The following is a 22,485-nucleotide window of genomic DNA, read 5'->3' as shown; positions in this document are numbered from 1 at the left end:
CAACGTATCAATGGAGAAAGAATGGAGCAACTATTCCTTCAGCAACAGCAGTAAGTTATGTTGCATCTGGTATTTTGAACAACGATACCTTTGATGTGGTTATGACATCCACTGCAAGTTGTCCTTCAACTCCTACTGCAACTTCTATCCCAAAAACGATAACAGTTGGCACAACAGTTATACCAAGTGTAACAATAGCGGCTAGTCAAACGAGTATTTGTATAGGCACAAGTGTTACGTTTACAGCAACGCCAATAAATGGGGGAGCAGCAACGTATCAATGGAGAAAGAATGGAGCAACTATTCCTTCAGCAACAGCAGTAAGCTATGTTGCATCTGGCATTTTGAACAACGATGCGTTTGATGTGGTAATGACTTCTACACTAAGTTGCCCTTCAACCCCTACTGCAACTTCTATCCAAAAAACAATAACAGTTGGCACAACAGTCACACCAAGTGTTACTATAGCAGCCGATCAAACGAATATTTGTGTGGGCACATCTGTAACCTTCACAGCTACACCTGGTAATGGCGGAGTTCCAACCTATCAATGGAGAAAAAATGGAGCAACGATTCCTTCAGCAACAGCAGTCAGTTATGTTGCATCTGGTATTTTGAACAACGATAAGTTTGATGTTGTAATGACATCAACTGAAAATTGCGTTTCAACGCCTACAGTATCATCTACTCAAACTACAATAACAACAACCACTAGCGGAGTTGCATCTGTTACTGTAACTGTTGCTCCAGGTAACAATGCGTATGAAGGGCAATCGCTTACATTTACTGCAAATCCTATTAATGGTGGAGCCGCACCTACCTACCAATGGAAAAATGGCGCAACAAATATTGCAGGTGCTACAAATGCCTTATTTACAACAACCGCGCTTCAAGTTGGAAATAATTCAATTTCAGTAACGATGACGTCAAATGCAACGTGCGTTACTACACAAACTGTAGGCTCTCCATCAGCAAGTATTACAATTAATCCCTTGCCAAGCTTTACATCCAATATTGTAGGGCCTACGAGCGTGATTTCGAATCAAACATATGTTTCATTTTCAGTTCCAAATCAAAATGGCATGTCCTATGTGTGGACAGTACCTGCAGGCGCAACGATTATAAGCGGACAAAATACAAATGCTATTGCCGTAAATTTCGGTACAACAAGTGGTAATGTGAGTGTTACGCAAACAAACCCGATTGAACAAACATCTACTATTTCTTCAACAGTTCAAGTCGGAAATACAAATCCAATAGATATGCCAAGTATCGGCATTGCCGTGTCTGCATATCCGATTCCATGTAATGATTTTGTGAGTCTATCAATAGTGGGGACGAGCACCTTAGACGGAACATTTACACTGATTGATATGACGGGTAACATCGTAACTACGGGAGGGTTTGAATATTCTGGGGTGCCTATTCAAATTAAGACAGATATTGCTTCTGGCGTATATCAGTTAATTCTACAGTGGGATGCAAACACCACGATGACTCGAATTGTAAAATATTAGAAGTTCCGCAAAGCGAGTTTAAGTTAAACGCCTTAGTGAATAAATTTTATTAAGGCGTTTTTGGTTATCAGGGTATTGAAAAAAAACAGATTGCTACGTCTATCGTAACAAAGCTATTTGAATTAAAGCCCCACTTTTAATGAATAAAAAGTGGTTTAAGTATTTGACAAAAAAGAGCCCTTTTGAATTGGATAAATTCAAAAGGGCCTTTTTTATTTTATTGTCTAGAAACCTGTACCTAGCGACTGGCAACTATTTTTGCAACAATTCTTTTCTATTAAGAATGGTATCTAAAAAGCGTAAATCATTATCAGAAGTAAATATTTTATAAGGTAAAAGTAGAAATTGGCCTCTGCCCATTATAAATAAAAAGTCATTTTTTCTTTTGTATACTTTTTTGAACATATCCCATTTAACTGGGCTACCTTGTCTTTCATTTAGTTTGATCAACAATTGTCTGCTATCAATTTCATAGCTCATTTTTTCAAACATCATTTTCCCTTGCTCCATTTTAGTGGCGCCATAAAATTGGATGTACCAAAACAAGGCGTATAAAATGGGAGCTAGAATTGCTGGAATAATAAACCACCATTTATCTTCTGGCAATATAAAAGCGATACAGCCAAATACAAATGGAAAAGCGATATACCACCATTGCTCTTTTGCGATAGTCCATAAGCCTGCTTTAATAAAATCTTTAGGCAAAAGCTGGTATTTTTTTGTTTTAACAATCATGAATAAGTTCTAATTATAAATTTGAAAGAATAGTGAATGCTTAATTTCAGTGCAAGTTACGCAAAATTATCCTTTGTGAATCGCTTTAGTAAAAAAGCTGATATGTAATTATAGCGCTTTTAGGCTCATATCTTTACTGCTATAGCTGTGACTCAATGAACCGATAGAAATAAAATCAACACCAGATTCTGCTACAGCAACAATTGTTTTTTCATTAATGCCACCCGAAGCTTCAATTTCAGCCTTGGTACCAATGATGCCAACAGCCTCTTTCATAAGTGTTGGGCTCATGTTGTCAAGCATGATACGGAAAGCACCACCTTCGGCAAGCGCTTCTTTAACCTCCTGTATATTTCTCGTTTCGATTTCAATTTTAAGGTCTTTATGCGTTCGGTTTATATAGTCTTTGCAATTTTTTAATGCATTGGCTACACCACCTGAGTAATCAACATGATTGTCTTTTAACAAAATCATATCAAAAAGTCCATAACGATGATTTACTCCACCACCAATTAATACCGCCCATTTTTCAAGCATTCTAAAGTTGGGTGTAGTTTTTCGAGTATCTAATACCTTTGCTTTTGTATGGTTTATAATAGATTGTAATGAATGCGTGTAGGAAGCGATTCCACTCATACGTTGCATCGTATTTAAAACCAATCTTTCAGAAACCAATATGGAATGTACAGAGCCAGATACTGTTAAGGCTATTTGACCAAACGTAAATGGATCTCCATCCTGCATGCGAATGTCAAGTTCGAGTGCGGGGTCTACGCGTTCGAATATTTTTTTTGCAAGATTTATTCCTGCGAGTATCCCCGAATCTTTAAGGATCAATTGAGCTTTACCCATTTTTCCTTGGGGAATGGATGCAAGAGAAGTATGGTCTCCATCGCCAACATCTTCAAATAATGCTGCATCGATAAAAGAATCTATGCGTTCTGGGGTTAAATAAGTATAATGCATACTGCAAAATTAAGTTTTTAAACAGGAAAAGAAATACAGAACGGTATTCTTTTAAAAGTAGTGAAACAAAAAATCCCACCTATTGGCGGGATTTTTTGCGAAAATATACTATATAAACTAAACTACATGAAATTACTTACGCTCTATTATAATTGAATCAATTAAGAATTTTCCATTTACAGGCTTTAAAACCATTGTTACTCGCATAGAACCCGTTGCCGTAACATATTCCCCAATGGTGAATTTAAAATCTTCTTTATCAAGCACTTTGTGTATGTATGTGAAATTTGTTGGCGGGTATTTTTTCATGAAATCCCGCATCACAAATTCTGCTTGAGTTTTGCTATAATTATTTCGGTCCTGATCTGGAAGCTGAATTTCAACCATATTCCCCATATAGTTTGTTAAATCTTTTGAATCGGAAGACTTAACGGAAATACGTATGCTCTCAATAATTTCAGGAACAGATGAATTTGTCTGTGCTTGAACATCGTTGAAAGTGCCAAGCAATGTTGAAACTGCTGCGACAAACAAAAAACGGATAGACAAGTGTTTATTCATATTATAAAAGATGTAGCTAAAATAATGCCAGACTTTGTTTTCATTTGCAATCGTTCTTATAGAATTCATAACACACATATTTATAGGCATATAAAATTTATTAGGCACTATGAATGGATTTACTTGGATATTCATAAATCGATTCATTTCTTCTGAATACGTCCCTAAAGTTGATTCGTTATGTAAAGTTTAAAAGCAATTCGCCTATTCTCAGAGAATTTATTCATAATTTTAGAAATATTAATCGAAGCATATAAGAAAATAAGTACAATGAATAAAAAAGTAATTTTAATGATACTAGATGGTTGGGGTTTAGGCACCAATCCCAAAGTTTCGGCAATCGCTGCAGCTAAAACTCCCTTTGTTGATTCGTTATTTTTAAAATACCCGCACAGTAAGTTAGAAGCTTCTGGTCTTGCAGTTGGTTTGCCAGTTGGGCAAATGGGAAACTCGGAAGTTGGCCACATGAATATTGGCGCCGGTCGTATTGTATATCAAGATTTGGTTAAAATAAACCTTGCGGTTGAAAACAATACCTTAGCAGATGAGCCAGCTATTAAAGACGCATTTAATTACGCAAAATCAAATAACAAGAAAGTACATTTTATTGGTTTGGTTTCAGATGGTGGCGTGCATTCACATGTGAACCATGTAAAAGGACTTTGTACAATCGCGCATCAATATGGTTTGAAAGATGTGTTTGTACATGCCTTTACAGACGGAAGAGATTGTGACCCCAAAAGTGGTTTGGGATTTGTTCAAGAACTAGAAGCATCAATGGCTAAAACGACAGGTAAAATCGCTTCTATTGTTGGGCGTTATTTTGCTATGGATAGAGATAATCGTTGGGAACGCGTTAAGTTGGCCTATGATGTGATGGTTCATGGCGAAGGTGCTCATGCAACAGACGCTCTTAAAGCGATTCAGAATTCATATAATGAAGGCGTAACGGATGAATTTATTAAACCCGTTGTAATTGTTGATTCTGCAGACCAGCCCATTGCTAAAATTGAGCAAGGAGATGTTGTTATTTGTTTCAACTTTAGAACAGACCGCGGTCGCGAGATAACAGTAGCATTGACACAAAAAGATTTTCATGAACAAAATATGTTCAAACAAGATCTATACTATGTAACGATGACGAATTATGACGATACATTTAAAGGAGTTAAAGTCATTTTCGATAAAGACAATTTAAGTAATACGCTGGGTGAAGTGTTGGAAGCTGCTGGCAAAAAACAGATCCGTATTGCAGAAACCGAGAAATACCCTCACGTAACATTCTTCTTTTCAGGAGGCAGAGAACAGCCATTTAATGGAGAGAAGAGATTGATGGCTGCCTCACCAAAAGTTGCTACATATGATTTGGCTCCAGAAATGAGTGCTAATGAGATAAAAGAAAAAATCGTTGCTGAATTAATTTCTAAAGACCCTGATTTTGTAGTCTTAAACTTTGCAAACCCAGATATGGTAGGGCATACAGGCGTTTTTGAAGCTGCAGTCAAAGCATGTGAAGTTGTTGATGGATGTACAGAAGCTGTTGTTACTACAGCATTGGAAAATGGGTATACAGCAATTGTTATTGCAGATCACGGCAATGCAGATTTCATGATTAATGAAGATGGAACCCCAAATACAGCTCATACAACAAACCTTGTACCGTGTATTTTAATAGACAAGACGCATACTAAACCCCTAAAGAATGGTAAACTAGGCGATTTGGCCCCTACAATTCTTGAATTAATGGGTGTTGCAAAACCTAAAGAAATGACAGGAGAATCTCTTTTATAAGAAAAGCATAATCCTTTTTTATTTCGTTTAAAAAGTCCCGGCCTAATCCGATTATTATCGGATTGGACGGGACTTTTTTATGCCTAAATTTTATATTTTAATATAAAAAAGTAAATAATTGAATTTGTTGGGTTAAAATTTACCCTGAAAATTAAAAAAATTTACTTTATTTTAAAAATATAGATTAAATTTTAACTTATTTTTAATTTATTGGTACAAATATGAATAATATAAGGTTAAATTTTAACTATCAATACGTGAAAACACGTAGATTTCCTTAGAATAGCAATTTTTATGAAGTTAAGGGGGTTTTCATAAATAGTAGTAATTGTATTATTCTAATTTTGTAGTAATTTTGATTTTTTTGTTTAATTATTAAATCATTGTATTATTCTAATATTAAGTACTCTTTATGACAAAATAGTACACTATTTTAAGATTTTAGTAAGAAGTGATATTTGGTAGGAATGGTATTTTACCCTATGTTTACATCATGGACGATATGAATATTCTAACCCGGTATAAAATATCACCCATATATTGACCAACCCTTTTATCAATTTATTACCAACTAAACGAATTAATGTTATGAAAAAATTTGCACTCGTTACGCTGGCATCTTTACTGTTCTCAGCGTTTACCTCTCAAGCAGGAATTAATGAAGATTCTACAAAATCTGGAAAATTGACCGTTTCTGGTTATGTAGATGTTTATTATCAATATAACTTAAACAATCCTTCTGTAGATCCAGGTCTTACATTTTCTGAAAACCCAGGTAGAATTTTCGATATCAAAAACAATCAATTCTCTTTAGGGCTTGCGCAAACAAAATTTGCCTACACAACAGAAAAATCAGAAGTAGTAGTAGATCTTACTTATGGACCAAACTCCATATTGGGTAATTTTGGTAACGTTGCTGGCGGAAATGACTTGATGATTAAGCAGGCTTATATGTCTTACATGTTTACAAAAAAACTAAATGTAACAATTGGCCAATTTGGTACGCATATTGGCTATGAATTGATTGACGCTCCACTTAATTACAATTATTCACTTTCTTACCTATTTGGTAACGGTCCATTCTACCATACTGGTGCTAAGGCTTCCTATGCAATCACTGAAACTTTTGGTATAATGGCAGGGGTAGTGAATGGATGGGATGAAATGTTTGATTTTAACGGCACGAAGTCCGCAATCGCTCAAATATATGTTGCACCAACAGACGGGTTTAATATTTATGTAAACTACATCGGTGGTGATGAAAGAAACGGATATTCATTTCCAACATTGGGTACACCAGGAGCTAAAATTGCAACAACTGCTAAAACAGTTTCACACTTATTCGATTTAACAACTACATATCAACTAACAGATGCCTTTAAATTGGGTTTAAATGCAGCATATGGTTTTGGTAATAACTTAAAATTAAATGCAGCCGAAGCAGATGGATATTCTAAAGGCTCATGGGGCGGCGCGGCATTGTATGCAGATTACCGATTCTCTGATTTCTTTGGATTAGGTTTACGTGCAGAGCATTTTATTGACAAAGATGGTCTTAGATATATCTCAAGCACATTTGGTCAAGGTTGCGAAGTAAGCGAATTTACGTTAACAGGAGATTTAAAATTTATGGACGGGCACTTTAACTTGAAGCCTGAATTCAGAATTGATGTAGCAAAAGTTAATGATAATGCTGGCGGTACTGCTAAGGGGTTTACGAGTAATCCTGGCGATCCTAGCAAAGCAAAAACGACCAACTTACAACCAACAATAGGAATGGCCGCTATCTATGCATTCTAATTAGAAATACAAAAACGAACAATATTTAAGATTACGGTTAATTTTTTAATCTGGTTAGTAAAGAAACCCAGTCACCAATACCCTCGGTGCTGGGTTTCTTGTTTTTATGCAGTTATCAGTGGCTAGTTTCTACGAACTAGACAACTAAACATTATATTTAGTACCATAATTTGGCTCCATTGCATTGGGTTGGGAAAAGGCATAATTTATTTCATTTTTTATTTCACCTCAATAATTACACATTTTTACTACTTTACACTTTAAACTTTACACTTTAAACTTATTACTTCCGTATCTTTGCCGTTATTATTTAATGAAATAAATGGAACACTTTTATTCAGATTACAAAATAGGCATGCTTGGTGGCGGTCAGCTAGGTCGAATGTTATTGCAAGCTGCTGTAGATTATAATCTTGAAATTCACGTCTTAGATCCAGATGCCGATGCTCCTTGTAAAAAATGGGGTGCTAGTTTTGCGCAAGGTTCATTAACTGATTACGACACGGTTTACCAATTTGGTAAAGATATGGATTTGATTACCATCGAAATTGAAAATGTAAATGTTGAAGCATTAAAAAAACTTCAAGAGGGTGGAACAAAAGTATTTCCCCAACCAGAAGTCATAGAAATGATTCAAGATAAAAGACTTCAAAAAGAATTTTATTTAAATCACAATATACCAACAGCTCCGTTTGTATTAACGAACACAAAAGAAGACATCCAAAACCATTTAGACTTCCTTCCTGCTGTACATAAGTTGGGCAAAGAAGGCTATGATGGTAAAGGGGTTCAAGTAATAAATACCAAAGATGATATTTCAAAAGGCTTTGATAAGCCGGGTATATTAGAAAAGAAAATTGATTTTGAAAAAGAATTGAGTGTAATTGTAGCACGTAATTCGGACGGAGAAATTACCACCTTCCCAACAGTTGAAATGGTATTTCATCCGGTTCAAAATTTGGTTGAATTTTTATTTTCTCCAGCAGAAATTTCAGAGGACTTACATAAAAAAGCTGAAAAAATTGCACGTACTGTAATCAATGAAATTGGGCTAGTGGGAATACTTGCAGTAGAAATGTTTTTAACAAAAGAGGGTGAAATTTTAGTAAATGAAATTGCTCCTCGTCCACATAATAGTGGGCATCAAACCATACAAGCAAATTACACATCGCAATACGAGCAGCATTTGAGAGCTATTTTAAATATGCCATTAGGTTCTACTTACCAACACTGCCCTGCAGCAATGGTTAATTTATTAGGTGAGCCAGGATATGTTGGCGAAGCAATATTTGATGGCCTCGAAGATGCATTAAACATTGAGGGGGTATTCCCACATTTGTACGGAAAAAAAATAACAAAACCATTTCGTAAAATGGGACATGTTACAATTTTAGACCAATCTATTGATGGGTTAAAAAAGAAATCAGAACAAGTAAAAGAACTTATAAAAATTATAGCATGAGCAAGCCGTTAGTAGGAATCATAATGGGTAGCCAATCAGACTTGAAAATAATGTCTGCCGCTGCTGATATCTTAGAAAAATTTGGAATCGCATTTGAACTCACCATCGTTTCTGCACATAGAACGCCAGAACGTATGGTTGAATATGGACAATCAGCTGTTGCTAAAGGGTTGAAATGTATCATTGCAGGCGCGGGCGGCGCAGCTCATTTGCCCGGCATGGTTGCGGCATTAACAACATTACCTGTTATTGGAGTACCAGTAAAATCCTCTAATTCCATAGATGGATGGGATTCTGTTTTATCTATTTTACAAATGCCTTCTGGCGTACCTGTTGCTACTGTAGCTCTTGATGGAGCCGCAAACGCAGGGATTATTGCAGCACAAATTATTGGGGCATTTGACGAAAATATTCAAAAGAAATTACAAGCTTATAAAATTGAATTGAAAACAAAGGTGGAAGAATCTGTAGCATCAATAGATAAAAATGGGTTTAGATCATTGATCAAATAAAAACGAAACAATGAGAATTTTTTTGCTATCTTTTTTACTATTTGCTCATTTTGTTCAAGCCCAACAAGAGGTTCGGTGGGCTTGCAGAATTGAAGGGACAAATGAGTCCCATACAGGCTTATCTTATGGTCCCGACAATGCACTAGGCGTGCCGCAGGTATACCCTGCTTTTGGTGCACAGCTAAATCCAAACGCTTGGGTTGTTGGTGGAAATAGCCAAGGATATAAATCGGATAAAATATTTTTGAAGATCTCGTTTTGTGACCCAATTTTAGCTGAGCAAATCGTTGTAGTTGAATCATATAATCCAGGTTCGATTACCACTATAACCATCATTGAAGCTTCGGGTAAGATTTCAAAAGTATATAGCGCACAAAGTAAACCGATAAATGAAAAATCACGCATTTTATCTATTCCGATAAAAAAAACCACTACGCCTGTTGTCGCAATGATTATTACTGCATCTAATCAAGAATCTATAGAGTGGAATTATATAGATGCAATTGCAGTGGCTTCAACAAAAGATCCGATTGATTTATCCATACATTTAAGTGCCGATGTAATGCTTATTGGTAACTCTAAACCCTTGAGCGATGCAATCAATACTACGGCACTCGAAACATATCCAATCATATCTTCAGATGGAAATATTTTATATTTTGCACGCCTGGGTGATCCAAATAATATAGAAGACCCATCTACAACTGATATTTGGTATTCAACAAAATCTTCTGAAGGGACTTGGGCAAAAGCAAAAAATATTGGTCGGCCATTAAATAACGCAGCACATAATTTTGTTAGTTCAATCACCTCAGATGTGAACACACTTGTCATTGCAAATACCTATAATGCTGATGGAAGTTCTAAAGGAGATGGTGTATCCTTGTCTAACTATACGCTGAAGGGCTGGGAAGTTCCTAGAGCCATGAAAATTGATGAGTTTCAAAATGCCAATGAATTTGTATCGTATTTTTTAGCATCCGATGGCAAAACATTGTTGATGAGTGTTGAAATGCCAGATTCGAAGGGTGGCCTAGATATATATGTAAGCTTTATCAAAGATAATAATTCCTGGTCTAAACCCTTAAACATCGGAAAGCAAATAAATACGTTTCAATCCGAGGCAACTCCGTATTTGGCTTCAGATGGAAAGACAATGTACTTTGCTTCAGAGGGACATTTAGGTTATGGCGGCTATGATATTTTTATGACAAAACGTTTAGACAATAGCTGGACAAATTGGTCTACACCTATTAATCTAGGTCCTAATGTAAACTCAATCTATGCTGACTTAAGTTTTTCTATGCCCGCTTCAGGGGATATTGCTTATACCTACGTACTACGAAATAAAACAAATCTAACAGATATATATTCCGTTTCATTAGCGCCATCTTTAAAGCCCGAACCTGTGACAATGATTAAGGGTAGGGTGTTGGATGCGAAAACGGGGCTGCCAATTGATGCGAAAATATTTTACGATCTATTAGAAACGGGCAGCAACAAAGGTGTTGCACATTCAAATGCTGTTACGGGGGAATATCAAATTGTATTGCCTAGTGGAAATGCGTATGCATACAGAGCTACTGTGTCAGGTTATTTTTCGATAAATAAAAATATAACAGTGGAGTCAAATTCATTTTACACGGAAATTCAAGTAGATTTACTGCTTGTGCCTATTGAAACAGGGCAAAAAATTGCATTGAATAATGTTTTTTTTAATCAAAGCACGGCAATATTAATTGAATCTTCTTTTGCTGAATTAGATCGAATTGTTGAAATTTTAAATGAGAACCCTGCAGTAAGAATTCAATTGGATGGACATACGGATAACCAAGGAAATCCTACACTAAATATTGAATTATCTCAGTCGCGCGTTGAAACCGTAAAGTCCTATTTTGTAACACATGGGATTGATACAAAACGAATTACAACAAAATCATTTGGAGGAAGCAAACCCATTGCTCCAAATGATTTAGAAGAAAATAGGAAAAGGAATAGAAGGGTTGAAATTGTAATTATTTCACACTAAGATAAGTAAGCATATCAGGCAATTTTTAACTAGTTATCAGTAACTTATAAAGTTTCATTTGTGAAATAAAAATTCGTACCTTCCAATTCTAATATTAGTAGCAATATGTTTGATGCGTTTTTAACACTTGATGGGTGGATGAGCTTGCTCACACTAACAATCATGGAAATAGTTTTAGGAATTGACAATGTGATTTTCATTTCCATTATTTCTGATAAATTAAGCCCAGAAATCCAGTCTAAAGCTCGATTTGTAGGTTTGGCTGGAGCCTTAGTCATTCGAATTATATTACTTTCATTTATTACGTATTTGGTCGGAATGGATAAAAGTATTTTTACTGTTTTTGATATTGGCTTTAGTTGGAGAGATTTAATATTAATAGCTGGGGGCTTATTCTTAGTGTATAAAAGCACCTCTGAGATTTATGAAAAAATGGAAGGTCATGTAGAAGTACATGAGGGGAAAGCAAATAAAAGTTTAAGCACTGCAATCATGCAGATCATTTTGTTGGATGTGGTCTTCTCTTTTGATTCTATCTTAACGGCTGTAGGCTTGTCTAATCACATTGAAATAATGGTTATTGCAGTTGTTATTTCAATGGTGGTGATGTTAATTTTTGCATCTACAATTAGCAACTTTATCAACAAACACCCTTCGGTTAAGGTACTAGCATTATCGTTTTTATTGATGATTGGTATACTTTTAATTGCAGAAGGTTTTGATCAACACGTACCTAAAGGCTACATTTACTTCTCTATGTTCTTCTCGTTATTAGTTGAAGCCATTAATATGTATTCAAACAAAAGAAATAAAACGCGCGAAAATATTGAAAAAGCTGTTTTAGAAGACTTGAAAGAAGAGAGAAAATAAGAATGCAGGTTTTAGAAAATGAAGTATTAAAAGTTGCAATTTCTGCTAATGGCGCTGAGCTGCAAAGTATCTACCATAAAACGGTTCAACTCGAATATTTGTGGCAAGGCGATCCTGTAGTTTGGCCACGTAAAGCACCCGTATTATTCCCGATTGTTGGAAAGGTAAAGAACAACGAGTATACTGTAACTGACAAGAAGTATTCTTTAACACAGCATGGCTTTGCACGTGATCGCATGTTTGATTGCATACATTTTACGAATACTTCCTGCACGTATAGATTGAGTCATTCAGAAGCATCGCTTCTTGTATTTCCTTTTGAATTTGAATTGGATGTTATTTATACCATCGAGGGAGAATCACTAACGGTATCGTATCGTGTTTTCAATCCTTCGACAAGTAAGGAACTCTATTTTTCTATTGGCGCACATCCCGGGTTCAACTGCCCTTTAGTAGAAGGCGAAACCTTCGAAGATTATTATTTAGAATTTGAAAAATCCGAAAAACTAAGTCGTGTTTTGTTAGAAGGTGGTTTGCGTAGTGATGCTTCCGAAGAAGTATTACTCACAAATAAAAAGCTTCCCTTATCGGCCGATTTATTCACAGTTAAAGATGCAATTGTAGTTTCTGGCTTGTATTCAGAATGCATTTCTTTAAAATCTAAAAAATCAAGCCATGGATTGCATTTCAATTATAAAAATTATCCATGGTTTGGAATTTGGTCAAAACCTGGTCCGTTTATTTGCTTAGAGCCATGGATGGGTGTTGCAGACGATATTCATTCTGATGGTAATTTTATAAAAAAAGAGGGTATTCAATCCTTAAAACCGAATACAGAAAATTTATTTAGTTATTCGATCTCGTTGTTTTAATAAAAAATCATCCATCAAAAATCCTCCAAAAACTATAAGCAAGGGCAATATGGGGAGCAAATATTTTTCCCAAGTCAAATAGGATAAACTCATTGTTAATAAAAAGAATAACCAACTCATGCATATTAAAAAAGCGGGCGATTGGTAATTTTTAAACGCTTTTTCTACTAGCAATACAATCACCAAAGACGAACACATAAAAAGTAAGAGCCAAATTCCTTGCTCTATATACTGGGGTAATGTATGCGTTGCTTTATGGATCAAACCAATGGTGTCGATATGTATGATAGAATCAATAGCAACTTGGGAACCTTGGACAGGAAACAGTCCAAACCAAATAGCCGATAAAGGCACCACAAATAGCAGGTGATTTTTTTTAGTATTTTTTAACATTAAAAATAACAATGGGAATGTATAGACCATGCTAGCTGCCATATATGCCGTTATAGCATCCCAATGAAATGTATATGCTCTATGGATGTATAACTCTTTAAGAGTGTTATCTGGACTTGCTCCGCCCCAGAAAACCATCAAAGCAGCAAACCCAACAACAGGAATTAAAAGCAATAGCTCTTGCTTTATTAATGCGTTGTTAATTTTAAAGGATTGTTTTGAAAAAATAAAAATTGCGATTACAGGCAAAAACAATATCATGTATTGTCTACATAAAATTGCAAGTAATAACCAAATGGAGGTTGCTAAATACTTTCTATCAATCAAATAAATAAAAACCCACAACATACATAATTCACACATCAAATCCGTGTATACAAAAAAACCTACACCGATAAAATATGGGTTAAGGGTTAAAATTAAAATACATATATAGGATGTAAGGTTACTTAATTGAAATTTCTTAAAAAGTTGAAAAGCAGAAATGATTGTAATAAAAGTTATTAATATAGAAAGCACACGCAAAGTGGCTAAGCTTGAGCCAAAGAGCCAACCCCAAAATGCATAGAGTATGAAGGGAAGAGGTGTTGACATCTCTTCGTAATGTTTAAGGGTAGGTAATAACGGTTGATTAATAAACTCAAGTATCGTAAAATAGAAATGTTCTTCATCTGTCCATGCTCTAAAGTCAAAACCGAAAAATACCATTAGTCCTATGCAATAAAATGTTGCATAGGTAATGATTATGAAATTTTCTAAAGAGATATGTTTTTTTGAAACAGGCACGATTTTGATATTTTACATACAATACTACCAATAATGTATGAAAAGAAAAATTAGATAAAAACAATGCCGTCAACACATTGGAATTGACGGCATTGTTTAAAACATTGTATCTAATAATAAGGTTAGTATAGAGGCAATTTTTAATTATTGCTAAATCCAAAATCATCACCAAGTTCTTCGTCCTCATCGTCTTCGTCAGGCTTGTTTACATCGAACATGGATCCTACTAAATCTTTAAATTGAAATTCGCGATCCAATTTATTTTTACTCAACTGAGAAAATTCAGCCAATCCATTTAACAAGAATTCCATTAATAATAATTGTTGCTCTGCACTTGCTGTAGGCACATGCTTTTCAACCAATTGTTTTAAACCAGGAATAGAAAGAAGTGTTTTTTCATATTCAGGATGACTCATTTCATTCAGAATATCTATTGTATTTCCTTCGCCAAACCAATCTACTATTGGAGCATAGATATTTTCTTTCTTTTTGTCTTTTTTTAACTTCTCCGGATTTGGAAATAAGTTTGTAAACTCTGAACGAATTGCTTTTCCTATTAAGAAATAGGCAACAGTTGCAATCCCTTCTAATTCTCCCTCATATACAAGTTCTACTTTCCCAGTTATGGAAGGGATTACAGCATATAAATCTGCAATACGCGCATGCGTATTTTTTTCACCATTGATCAACATGCGTCGTTCTGCAAAACTAAATAAGTTTTCCATAGCAGAAATGGTCATACGTGCTGATACCCCGCTCTTCTGATCTACAAATTCACTTTCACGTGCTTGAAAAGCAATTTCTTCAATCAGTATTTTTAATAAATCATCAATATGAACATGCTTGCGTTGGTGCTCTGAAATGTTTGCTTCTTGTGCTGTAATTTCTTTTGAAATTTCAATCGATTTAGGGTAATGCGTTAATATTTGAGAATCAATTCGGTCTTTCAGCGGTGTAACGATAGAGCCTCTATTGGTATAATCTTCTGGGTTTGCAGTAAATACAAATTGAATATCTAAAGGCAAACGTAATTTAAAACCTCTGATTTGTATATCCCCTTCTTGCAACATATTAAATAATGCAACTTGAATACGTGCTTGCAAATCGGGCAATTCGTTGATAACAAAAATCCCTCTATGCGAGCGTGGTATTAAACCAAAGTGAATGACACGTTCATCTGCATAGGTTAATTTTAAGGCAGCAGCTTTGATTGGATCTACATCACCTATTAAATCAGACACAGAAACATCGGGTGTCGCCAACTTTTCTGTATAACGCTCACTTCTATGTATCCACTGTATGGGGGTGTTGTCTCCATTCTCATCAATAGCGTCGATAGAAAATCTAGAAAGAGGCTTAAGTGGATCGTCATTCAACTCAGAAAATGCTACAATTGGCATGTACTCATCTAATAGATGTGTCATCAGGCGAGCAATACGCGTCTTTGCTTGTCCACGCAAACCCAATAAGATGATATTGTGCTTTGCAAGTATGGCAGTCTGCAACTGTGGGATTACCGTATCTTCAAAGCCTTGAATTCCCACAAATGGATTTTCTTTCTTTTTTAATGCGTCGATTAAGTTGTCACGCATTTCTTCTTTTACACTTTTTGATTTATAACCCGCAGCCTTTAGTTGGCCTAGTGTGCGGATTTTTTTCATGTCGTACTTCATGTCAAACTTTTAGTAATAATTTTAAATTCATATATGAAATCCCAAAAAAACAAAAAACAAATCCCAAACAGAATCGGATTCTATATCCGTTTGGATTTTGTTTTTTGTTTTTTGGAATTTTAAAGACTGTGCTTTACCTCACAGTCTTTTTCCTATTCTTTATATAATCTTCAAACACAAAATCACCCAAGCCATCGAGTCCGCTATAAAATGCTTTACCGTTATTTGTCTGAGTAAACTCTCGCACGAACTGCTGCAGGTAGGGGTCGCGGGCTATCATAAAGGTTGTAATGGGAATTTTTAATCGTCTACATTGAGCAGCCATATTCATGGTTTTGGTAATGACTTTTCGATCGAGGCCAAAACTATTTTTATAATACCTGCCATTTTCTTTTATACAAGTTGGTTTGCCATCTGTTATCATAAAGATTTGTTTGTTTGGCGTTTTTCTTCTTCGAAGAATATCCATTGCCAATTCTAAACCGGCATAGGTATTTGTGTGATAGGGGCCTACTTGCAAGAATGGCAAATCTTTTAATTCTACGGGCCATGCATCGTCTCCAAATACAATGATATCTAAAGTGTCTTTTGGATATTTTGTTTTAATCAATTCTGCCAGTGCCATTGCTACTTTTTTAGCAGGCGTAATTCGATCTTCGCCATACAAAATCATAGAGTGGGAAATGTCAATCATCAACACCGTCGAACTTGAAGATTTGTGTTCGCGTTCGCGTATGGATAAATCGGAATCGTATAATTTAAATTCATCAATACCATGATTGACTTGTGCATTGTGGATGGACGAAGTCATGTCAATGGAATCCAAGGTGTCGCCAAACTGAAATGGTCTTATATCTGAATTGAATTCATCTCCAACGCCACTTTGAGTAGTTTTGTGATTACCAACAGAGCTTTTTTTAAGTTTGCCAAAGATTTCTTCCAGCGCTGATTTACGAATGCTTTGTTCTGTTTTAGATGTAGGCTGGGGGATAGAGCCACTGCCAGGAACATCGGATATATACCCGTTTTCTTTTAAATCGTTTACAAAGTCACCCATTCCATAATTTGAATCAATAAATTTATATTGTTGATCCAATTCACTCATCCATGTTAATGTCTCAGAAACATCCCCGTTGGTGAGTTGCAATAAATGAATAAATATTTTTTTAAGTCCCTCAAACCCTTTTTCTTGGTTCGCTGGGGGTACATACGTGGAGAATCTATTGCCAATCATAATTTGATAACACGCTAAAGGAGCATTTAGTTGAAGATAGGTATAAAATAAAAATGAAACACTTGATATAAATTAAAATTTATAACTAGACAGAAATTTCCGTTTTGAAACAAGCCGTTTTTCTTTAAAAAATCATATTATCTAAAAAAACCTGATTTTGAACTAGAAACAATACTTTCATTTTTATAAAATTTATATATTATATTATTAATCAGTGTAATATACGTATATATTATGTTTAATAGTATCGTTCCATTCTTTTGGAGGCCGTAATAATTATGTAATTTAAGATGCTATTTCGTTCATATTTCGCTATTTTTGTTTATACCGTATTCTTAGTATGTTAAAAATAGTTGAATCAGTTTAGGTATTTACATCTAATTTTGATGTTAAGGTCTAATTATCAGATTTTTATATTTTTAATAGGATTTGATTAAGTATTGCGGCAATTAATTAGTAGAAATACAAATAAATAGTTCGAAGTATCATTATGGGAAAAAGAATTTTCGTTTTCGACACAACACTTAGAGATGGTGAGCAGGTTCCCGGTTGTCAATTGAACACTGAGGAAAAAATCATTGTGGCGAAAGCGTTAGACGAATTAGGTGTCGACATAATCGAAGCAGGTTTTCCGGTTTCAAGTCCTGGAGATTTTAATTCAGTTGTAGAAATTACCAAAACAGTAACACGTCCAACTATTTGCGCATTAACTCGTGCTAAAGAGGCGGATATCAATATTGCTGGTGAGGCATTGCGTTTTGCAAGACGTAGTCGTATTCATACAGGTATTGGTAGTTCTGATATTCATATTGAACACAAACTTCGTACTACGCGCGAAAATATTCTTGAAATGGCTGTAGCTGCTGTAAAGCAAGCTAAAAAAGTTGTGCATGAAGTTGAATTTTTCTGTGAAGATGCTGGTCGTGCAGACGAAGCATTTCTTGCACGCATGGTAGAAGCTGTGATTGATGCAGGTGCTGATGTTGTAAACATTCCAGACACTACTGGATATATGTTGCCATGGCAGTACGGTGAACGCATTAAATATTTGATGAATAATGTTTCTAATATTGATAAAGCAATATTAGCAGCACATTGTCATAATGACTTAGGTTTAGCAACAGCAAATTCACTTGCTGCTTTGACCAATGGCGCCCGTCAGGTTGAATGTACTATCAATGGTATTGGCGAACGCGCTGGTAACACTGCATTAGAAGAAGTAGTAATGGCGATGGAATGTCATAAAGAAACATTAGGTTTCGTTACAGGAATTAATCATAAAAAACTTGTTCCGATTAGTCATTTAGTATCTACACTAATGAAAATGCAAGTACAACACAACAAAGCAATTGTTGGTAGAAATGCATTTGCACACTCTTCTGGTATTCACCAAGATGGCTTCTTAAAGCATCGTGAAACGTACGAAATTATTGATCCTGCAGCAGTAGGTGCAGATTCTTCTTCGATCATTTTAACAGCACGTAGTGGTAGAGCAGCCTTAAATCACCGTTTGGCAACAATCGGTTATATGTTATCTAAAGATCAATTGGATCAGGCATATACGCAGTTCTTAGATATGGCTGACCATCTTAGAAAAGTAGAAGACGAAAACTTACACGAGTTAATGCGTGGCAAAGTTTACGCAAAGTAATTGTTGAGACAAAATAAAATAATATACACTAGTATCTTAATATAGAAAATGGGAACGACCTTATTCGAAAAAGTTTGGAATGCACACGTTGTAACAGAAGTGAAAGATGGTCCAAGCATCTTGTACATCGATAAACAATTAATTCACGAAGTAACAAGCCCGCAAGCATTTGCTGGTATTGAAAAAAGAGGCATTGGTGTTTTTCGTCCAGAAAGAACATTAGCAACACCCGATCACAACGTTCCTACTAAAGGTCAAAACTTGCCAATTGTTGAAGATTTATCTCGTTTTCAAGTTGATAAATTAACTGAAAACTGCAACAAGTTTGGCGTTACATTATATGGCTTAGGTCACGCATCTCAAGGGGTTGTACACGTTGTTGGACCTGAAACAGGAACAACGTTACCGGGTATGACGATCGTGTGTGGTGATTCACACACTTCTACACACGGCGCTTTTGGATCCATTGCATTTGGTATCGGTACTTCAGAAGTGGAGCAAGTATTGGCTACGCAGTGTTTGATGCAAACAAAAGCTAAAACATTAAAAATTGAAATCAACGGAACACTTTCTAAAGGTGTAACGGCGAAAGATATTATCCTATATGTAATTGCGCAGATCTCTGCAGCAGGTGGCACAGGATACTTTGTTGAATATTGTGGTTCTGCAATTACGTCTCTTTCTATGGAAGCGCGTATGACGATCTGCAACATGAGTATTGAAATGGGTGCTCGTGGCGGTATGATTGCTCCGGATGAAACTACTTTCAACTACATTAAAGGACGTGAATTTGCTCCTAAAGGTGCTAAGTGGGATGAAGCAGTTGCATACTGGAAAACATTATTCACAGATGCGGATGCAACATTTGATAAAACATTAAAATACGATGCTGCGGATATTGGTCCGATGATTACCTACGGAACGAACCCAGGCATGGGCATCAGTGTAAATAAAAATATTCCTTCAATTGATCAAATTGAAGAAAGCAATAAAGTAACCTTCAAAAAAGCTCTTGATTACATGGGTTTCCAAGCAGGGGATTCATTGATTGGCAAACAAGTAAACTGGGTATTCTTAGGTAGCTGTACAAACGGACGTATCGAAGATTTGAGACAGTTTGCAGAATTTGTAAAAGGTAAAAAGAAAGCTGCAAATATTAATGCGTTAATCGTACCAGGATCTAAGCAAGTTGAAAAACAAGCGATCGCTGAAGGGATTGATAAAGTATTGGCTGAAGCTGGTTTTGAATTAAGAGAGCCAGGTTGTTCTGCGTGCCTTGCAATGAATGAAGACAAAGTTCCTAAAGGTGAATATTGTGTATCTACATCGAACCGTAACTTCGAAGGTCGTCAAGGACCGGGAGCGCGTACCTTGCTTGTAAGTCCACTGACAGCAGCAGCGATCGCAGTAAGCGGTAAAATTGTTGATGTGCGTGAAATGTTGAACTAATTCGTTTCTTTATCTTGAAAACAGCTATTGGAAATATGAAAAACGAAGATCGAATGGTCGAATTACTAGCCGAAATGGTTAAAAATTCTGACAGAAGTATTGAACAACAAAAGGAGTTAATTTCGGAAGTGAAAATAATGAGAAAAGATATTTCTGCTATGCATAAAGATATTCGCAAGAATAACATAATGCTTGCAGAGCATTCAAGAGCAATTATAACTCTTGCTGAGAATGTAGATTCTTTTTCTGCTTATGATGAACGTATCTCTGAAATAGAAAAAAAAGTTTTTAAAAAATAATAATATATTCTTTTAAAATGGAAAAATTTATAACAATACAATCAACTGTCGTTCCCCTTCCTATTGAAGATGTGGATACAGATCAAATTATACCTGCACGTTTCTTAAAAGCAACTACAAAATCAGGATTTGGCAAAAGTCTTTTCTGTGATTGGAGATACAATGAAGATGGTACTCCGAAAGCAGATTTCGTAATGAACAATCCGTTATACAGCGGAAAAATTCTTGTAGCAGGTAAAAACTTCGGTTGTGGTTCTTCAAGAGAGCACGCTGCTTGGGCCATTGATGATGCAGGCTTTAAAGTAGTCGTATCTTCTTTCTTTGCAGATATTTTCCGTGGAAATGCATTAAACAACGGTATTCTTCCAGTACAAGTTTCTGAAGCATTCTTGAAAAGCATTTTTGATGCAGTTGCAGCTAATCCGAAACAAGAGTTGAACGTTGATTTGGTGAATCAAGTAATTTCTATTACAGGCACAGACTTGAAAGAAAGCTTTGTAATCAACGAATACAAAAAAACATGTTTGATCAACGGATACGATGATATCGATTACGTGTTGAGCGTAAAAGATAAAATCGAATCATACGAGAAGACATCGAAGTATCTTGATTTGATTCAAGCTTAAGGCTTTTGCAAAAAAAGCCTAATGCTGAAAGCGTTTCGCTCTAATAAATAAAAATAGTAAAAGGTATGATTTGAGTTCTCTCAATCATGGCTTAAAAAGAAAATAAATTTTAACATTTAAACGACACAGGCATTAGGCCTTAAGCCTTACGCCTTAAGCACACAGATGGAAAAGAAAATTGCAGTATTAAAAGGTGATGGTATTGGTCCAGAAGTAACGGATCAAGCATTAAAAGTATTGAAGGCAGTAGAAAAAACATTCGGTCATACATTTCATTACACAGAAGCACTCGTTGGTGCAGTAGCAATTGATGCAACTGGAAATCCTTTTCCTCCTGAAACATTGAAAGTATGTCAAGATGCTGATGCTATTTTATTTGGAGCTATCGGTCACCCAAAATACGATAACGATCCAAAAGCAAAAGTACGTCCTGAGCAAGGTTTACTTGCAATGCGTAAAGCTTTAGGTTTGTTTGCAAACATTCGTCCAGTTAACACATACAAAATTTTAGCGAACGCTTCTCCATTGCGTGCAGATCTTGTGCAAAATGTAGACTTCGTAGTATTTCGTGAATTGACTGGTGGTATTTACTTCGGTGCACGCGGTCGTAGCGAAGATGGCAACATGGCATTCGATACATGTACATACACACGCGATGAAATTCTTCGTATTTCTAAATTAGCTTTTGAATCCGCTCGTTTACGTAAAAACCACGTTACCTTAGTTGATAAAGCAAACGTATTGGCTTCTTCTCGTTTATGGAGAGAAGTGGTAAAAGAATACCATGCTGCAAATTTTGCAGATGTAACATTGGATTTCATGTTTGTTGATAATGCGGCAATGAAAATCATTCAGCAACCAGCATTCTTTGATGTTGTGTTGACTGAAAATATGTTTGGTGATATTATCACAGATGAAGCTTCTGTAATAACTGGTTCTATGGGTATGTTGCCATCTGCATCTGTAGGTAGCGAAGTAGCTTTATTTGAACCAATCCATGGTTCGTATCCAGAAGGTGCTGGCTTAAACATTGCCAATCCGAACGGTGCAATTCTTTCTGCTGCGATGTTGCTTGAAACATCTTTCGGCTTATTGAAAGAAGCGAAAGCTATCCGTGCTGCAGTTGAGCAAGCAATGGAAGATGGTATCTTAACTATTGATATCCGTCGTGAGAAACCAAACTCTACAACAGAAGTTGGTGACTACGTAGCAAATTTAGTTGCTAAAGGTGCTAGTGTTGTAGCTTAATTTAAAAACAG

19 protein-coding genes are annotated in these 22,485 nt (G+C 35.7%); 13 read left to right on the top strand and 6 right to left on the bottom strand.

Annotated elements, in window-relative coordinates:
* Positions 1-1,517, top strand: a 1,517-nt coding sequence (locus Q0543_RS04910) for a hypothetical protein (protein ID WP_299249937.1), incomplete at its 5' end; no start/stop codon positions are given.
* 252 nt (positions 1,518-1,769) lie between these two features.
* Here Q0543_RS04910 and Q0543_RS04905 read toward each other — a convergent pair.
* The 3 genes from Q0543_RS04905 to Q0543_RS04895 form a co-directional block, all read right to left on the bottom strand.
* Positions 1,770-2,252, bottom strand: a complete 483-nt coding sequence (locus Q0543_RS04905; protein ID WP_299249935.1) for a YcxB family protein — start codon at positions 2,250-2,252, stop codon at positions 1,770-1,772.
* 108 nt (positions 2,253-2,360) lie between these two features.
* Complete coding sequence (nadC, locus tag Q0543_RS04900; RefSeq protein WP_299249932.1) at positions 2,361-3,218, bottom strand: carboxylating nicotinate-nucleotide diphosphorylase; 858 nt, start codon at positions 3,216-3,218, stop codon at positions 2,361-2,363.
* Between the two features lie 132 nt (positions 3,219-3,350).
* Entirely contained in the window at positions 3,351-3,848 is a 498-nt protein-coding gene (locus Q0543_RS04895; protein ID WP_299249929.1) for a DUF4783 domain-containing protein, read from the bottom strand.
* Between the two features lie 201 nt (positions 3,849-4,049).
* Here Q0543_RS04895 and gpmI point away from each other — a divergent pair, with 201 nt between their 5' ends.
* From gpmI to Q0543_RS04860, 7 genes are all read left to right on the top strand, one after another.
* Positions 4,050-5,570: a 2,3-bisphosphoglycerate-independent phosphoglycerate mutase gene (gpmI, locus tag Q0543_RS04890; protein ID WP_299249926.1), complete on the top strand. Its 1,521-nt coding sequence runs from the start codon at positions 4,050-4,052 to the stop codon at positions 5,568-5,570.
* Between the two features lie 588 nt (positions 5,571-6,158).
* Positions 6,159-7,370, top strand: a complete 1,212-nt coding sequence (locus Q0543_RS04885) for a porin (RefSeq protein ID WP_299249923.1) — start codon at positions 6,159-6,161, stop codon at positions 7,368-7,370.
* 322 nt (positions 7,371-7,692) lie between these two features.
* A complete protein-coding gene (locus tag Q0543_RS04880; protein WP_299249920.1) occupies positions 7,693-8,832 on the top strand; it encodes a 5-(carboxyamino)imidazole ribonucleotide synthase in 1,140 nt (379 codons plus the stop codon).
* Entirely contained in the window at positions 8,829-9,344 is a 516-nt protein-coding gene (gene purE / locus Q0543_RS04875; RefSeq protein ID WP_299249917.1) for a 5-(carboxyamino)imidazole ribonucleotide mutase, read from the top strand. Before Q0543_RS04880 ends, purE begins: the two co-directional genes overlap by 4 nt.
* Before the next feature lie 10 nt (positions 9,345-9,354).
* Positions 9,355-11,373, top strand: coding sequence for an OmpA family protein (locus tag Q0543_RS04870; RefSeq protein ID WP_299249914.1), 2,019 nt, complete (start codon positions 9,355-9,357; stop codon positions 11,371-11,373).
* A gap of 105 nt (positions 11,374-11,478) precedes the next feature.
* On the top strand, positions 11,479-12,243 hold the full coding sequence (locus Q0543_RS04865) for a TerC family protein (RefSeq protein WP_299249911.1): 765 nt from the start codon (positions 11,479-11,481) through the stop codon (positions 12,241-12,243).
* A gap of 2 nt (positions 12,244-12,245) precedes the next feature.
* Positions 12,246-13,115: an aldose 1-epimerase family protein gene (locus Q0543_RS04860; protein ID WP_299249908.1), complete on the top strand. Its 870-nt coding sequence runs from the start codon at positions 12,246-12,248 to the stop codon at positions 13,113-13,115.
* Here Q0543_RS04860 and Q0543_RS04855 read toward each other — a convergent pair.
* The 3 genes from Q0543_RS04855 to Q0543_RS04845 all read right to left on the bottom strand — a co-directional run bounded on the left by Q0543_RS04855 (position 13,086) and on the right by Q0543_RS04845 (position 17,201).
* On the bottom strand, positions 13,086-14,294 hold the full coding sequence (locus Q0543_RS04855; protein ID WP_299249905.1) for a hypothetical protein: 1,209 nt from the start codon (positions 14,292-14,294) through the stop codon (positions 13,086-13,088). The two genes, Q0543_RS04860 and Q0543_RS04855, sit on opposite strands and share 30 nt — an antisense overlap.
* 140 nt (positions 14,295-14,434) lie before the next feature.
* Positions 14,435-15,967, bottom strand: coding sequence for a sigma 54-interacting transcriptional regulator (locus tag Q0543_RS04850; RefSeq protein WP_299249902.1), 1,533 nt, complete (start codon positions 15,965-15,967; stop codon positions 14,435-14,437).
* Positions 15,968-16,100: 133 nt separating this feature from the next.
* Positions 16,101-17,201, bottom strand: coding sequence for a VWA domain-containing protein (locus tag Q0543_RS04845; RefSeq protein WP_299249899.1), 1,101 nt, complete (start codon positions 17,199-17,201; stop codon positions 16,101-16,103).
* A gap of 490 nt (positions 17,202-17,691) precedes the next feature.
* Between Q0543_RS04845 and Q0543_RS04840 the strand changes: the two genes are divergently transcribed.
* The 5 genes from Q0543_RS04840 (at position 17,692) to leuB (ending at position 22,474) form a co-directional block, all read left to right on the top strand.
* Complete coding sequence (locus Q0543_RS04840; protein WP_299249895.1) at positions 17,692-18,852, top strand: 2-isopropylmalate synthase; 1,161 nt, start codon at positions 17,692-17,694, stop codon at positions 18,850-18,852.
* 48 nt (positions 18,853-18,900) lie between these two features.
* The gene (leuC, locus tag Q0543_RS04835) at positions 18,901-20,301 is read left to right on the top strand and encodes a 3-isopropylmalate dehydratase large subunit (RefSeq protein WP_299249892.1); all 1,401 of its coding nucleotides are present in this window, start codon (positions 18,901-18,903) and stop codon (positions 20,299-20,301) included.
* Between the two features lie 35 nt (positions 20,302-20,336).
* Complete coding sequence (locus Q0543_RS04830) at positions 20,337-20,600, top strand: hypothetical protein (RefSeq protein ID WP_299249889.1); 264 nt, start codon at positions 20,337-20,339, stop codon at positions 20,598-20,600.
* Positions 20,601-20,617: 17 nt separating this feature from the next.
* Complete coding sequence (gene leuD / locus Q0543_RS04825) at positions 20,618-21,226, top strand: 3-isopropylmalate dehydratase small subunit (RefSeq protein WP_299249886.1); 609 nt, start codon at positions 20,618-20,620, stop codon at positions 21,224-21,226.
* A 165-nt stretch (positions 21,227-21,391) separates the two neighbouring features.
* Positions 21,392-22,474, top strand: a complete 1,083-nt coding sequence (leuB, locus tag Q0543_RS04820; RefSeq protein ID WP_299249883.1) for a 3-isopropylmalate dehydrogenase — start codon at positions 21,392-21,394, stop codon at positions 22,472-22,474.
* Positions 22,475-22,485 lie beyond the last annotated feature (11 nt).

It is taken from the genome of uncultured Cytophaga sp., from assembly GCF_937863595.1.
Classification (GTDB): domain Bacteria; phylum Bacteroidota; class Bacteroidia; order Cytophagales; family Cytophagaceae; genus Cytophaga.
The sequence above is the reverse complement of the archived record's forward strand: the minus strand, read 5'-3'. Positions and strand labels throughout refer to the sequence as shown.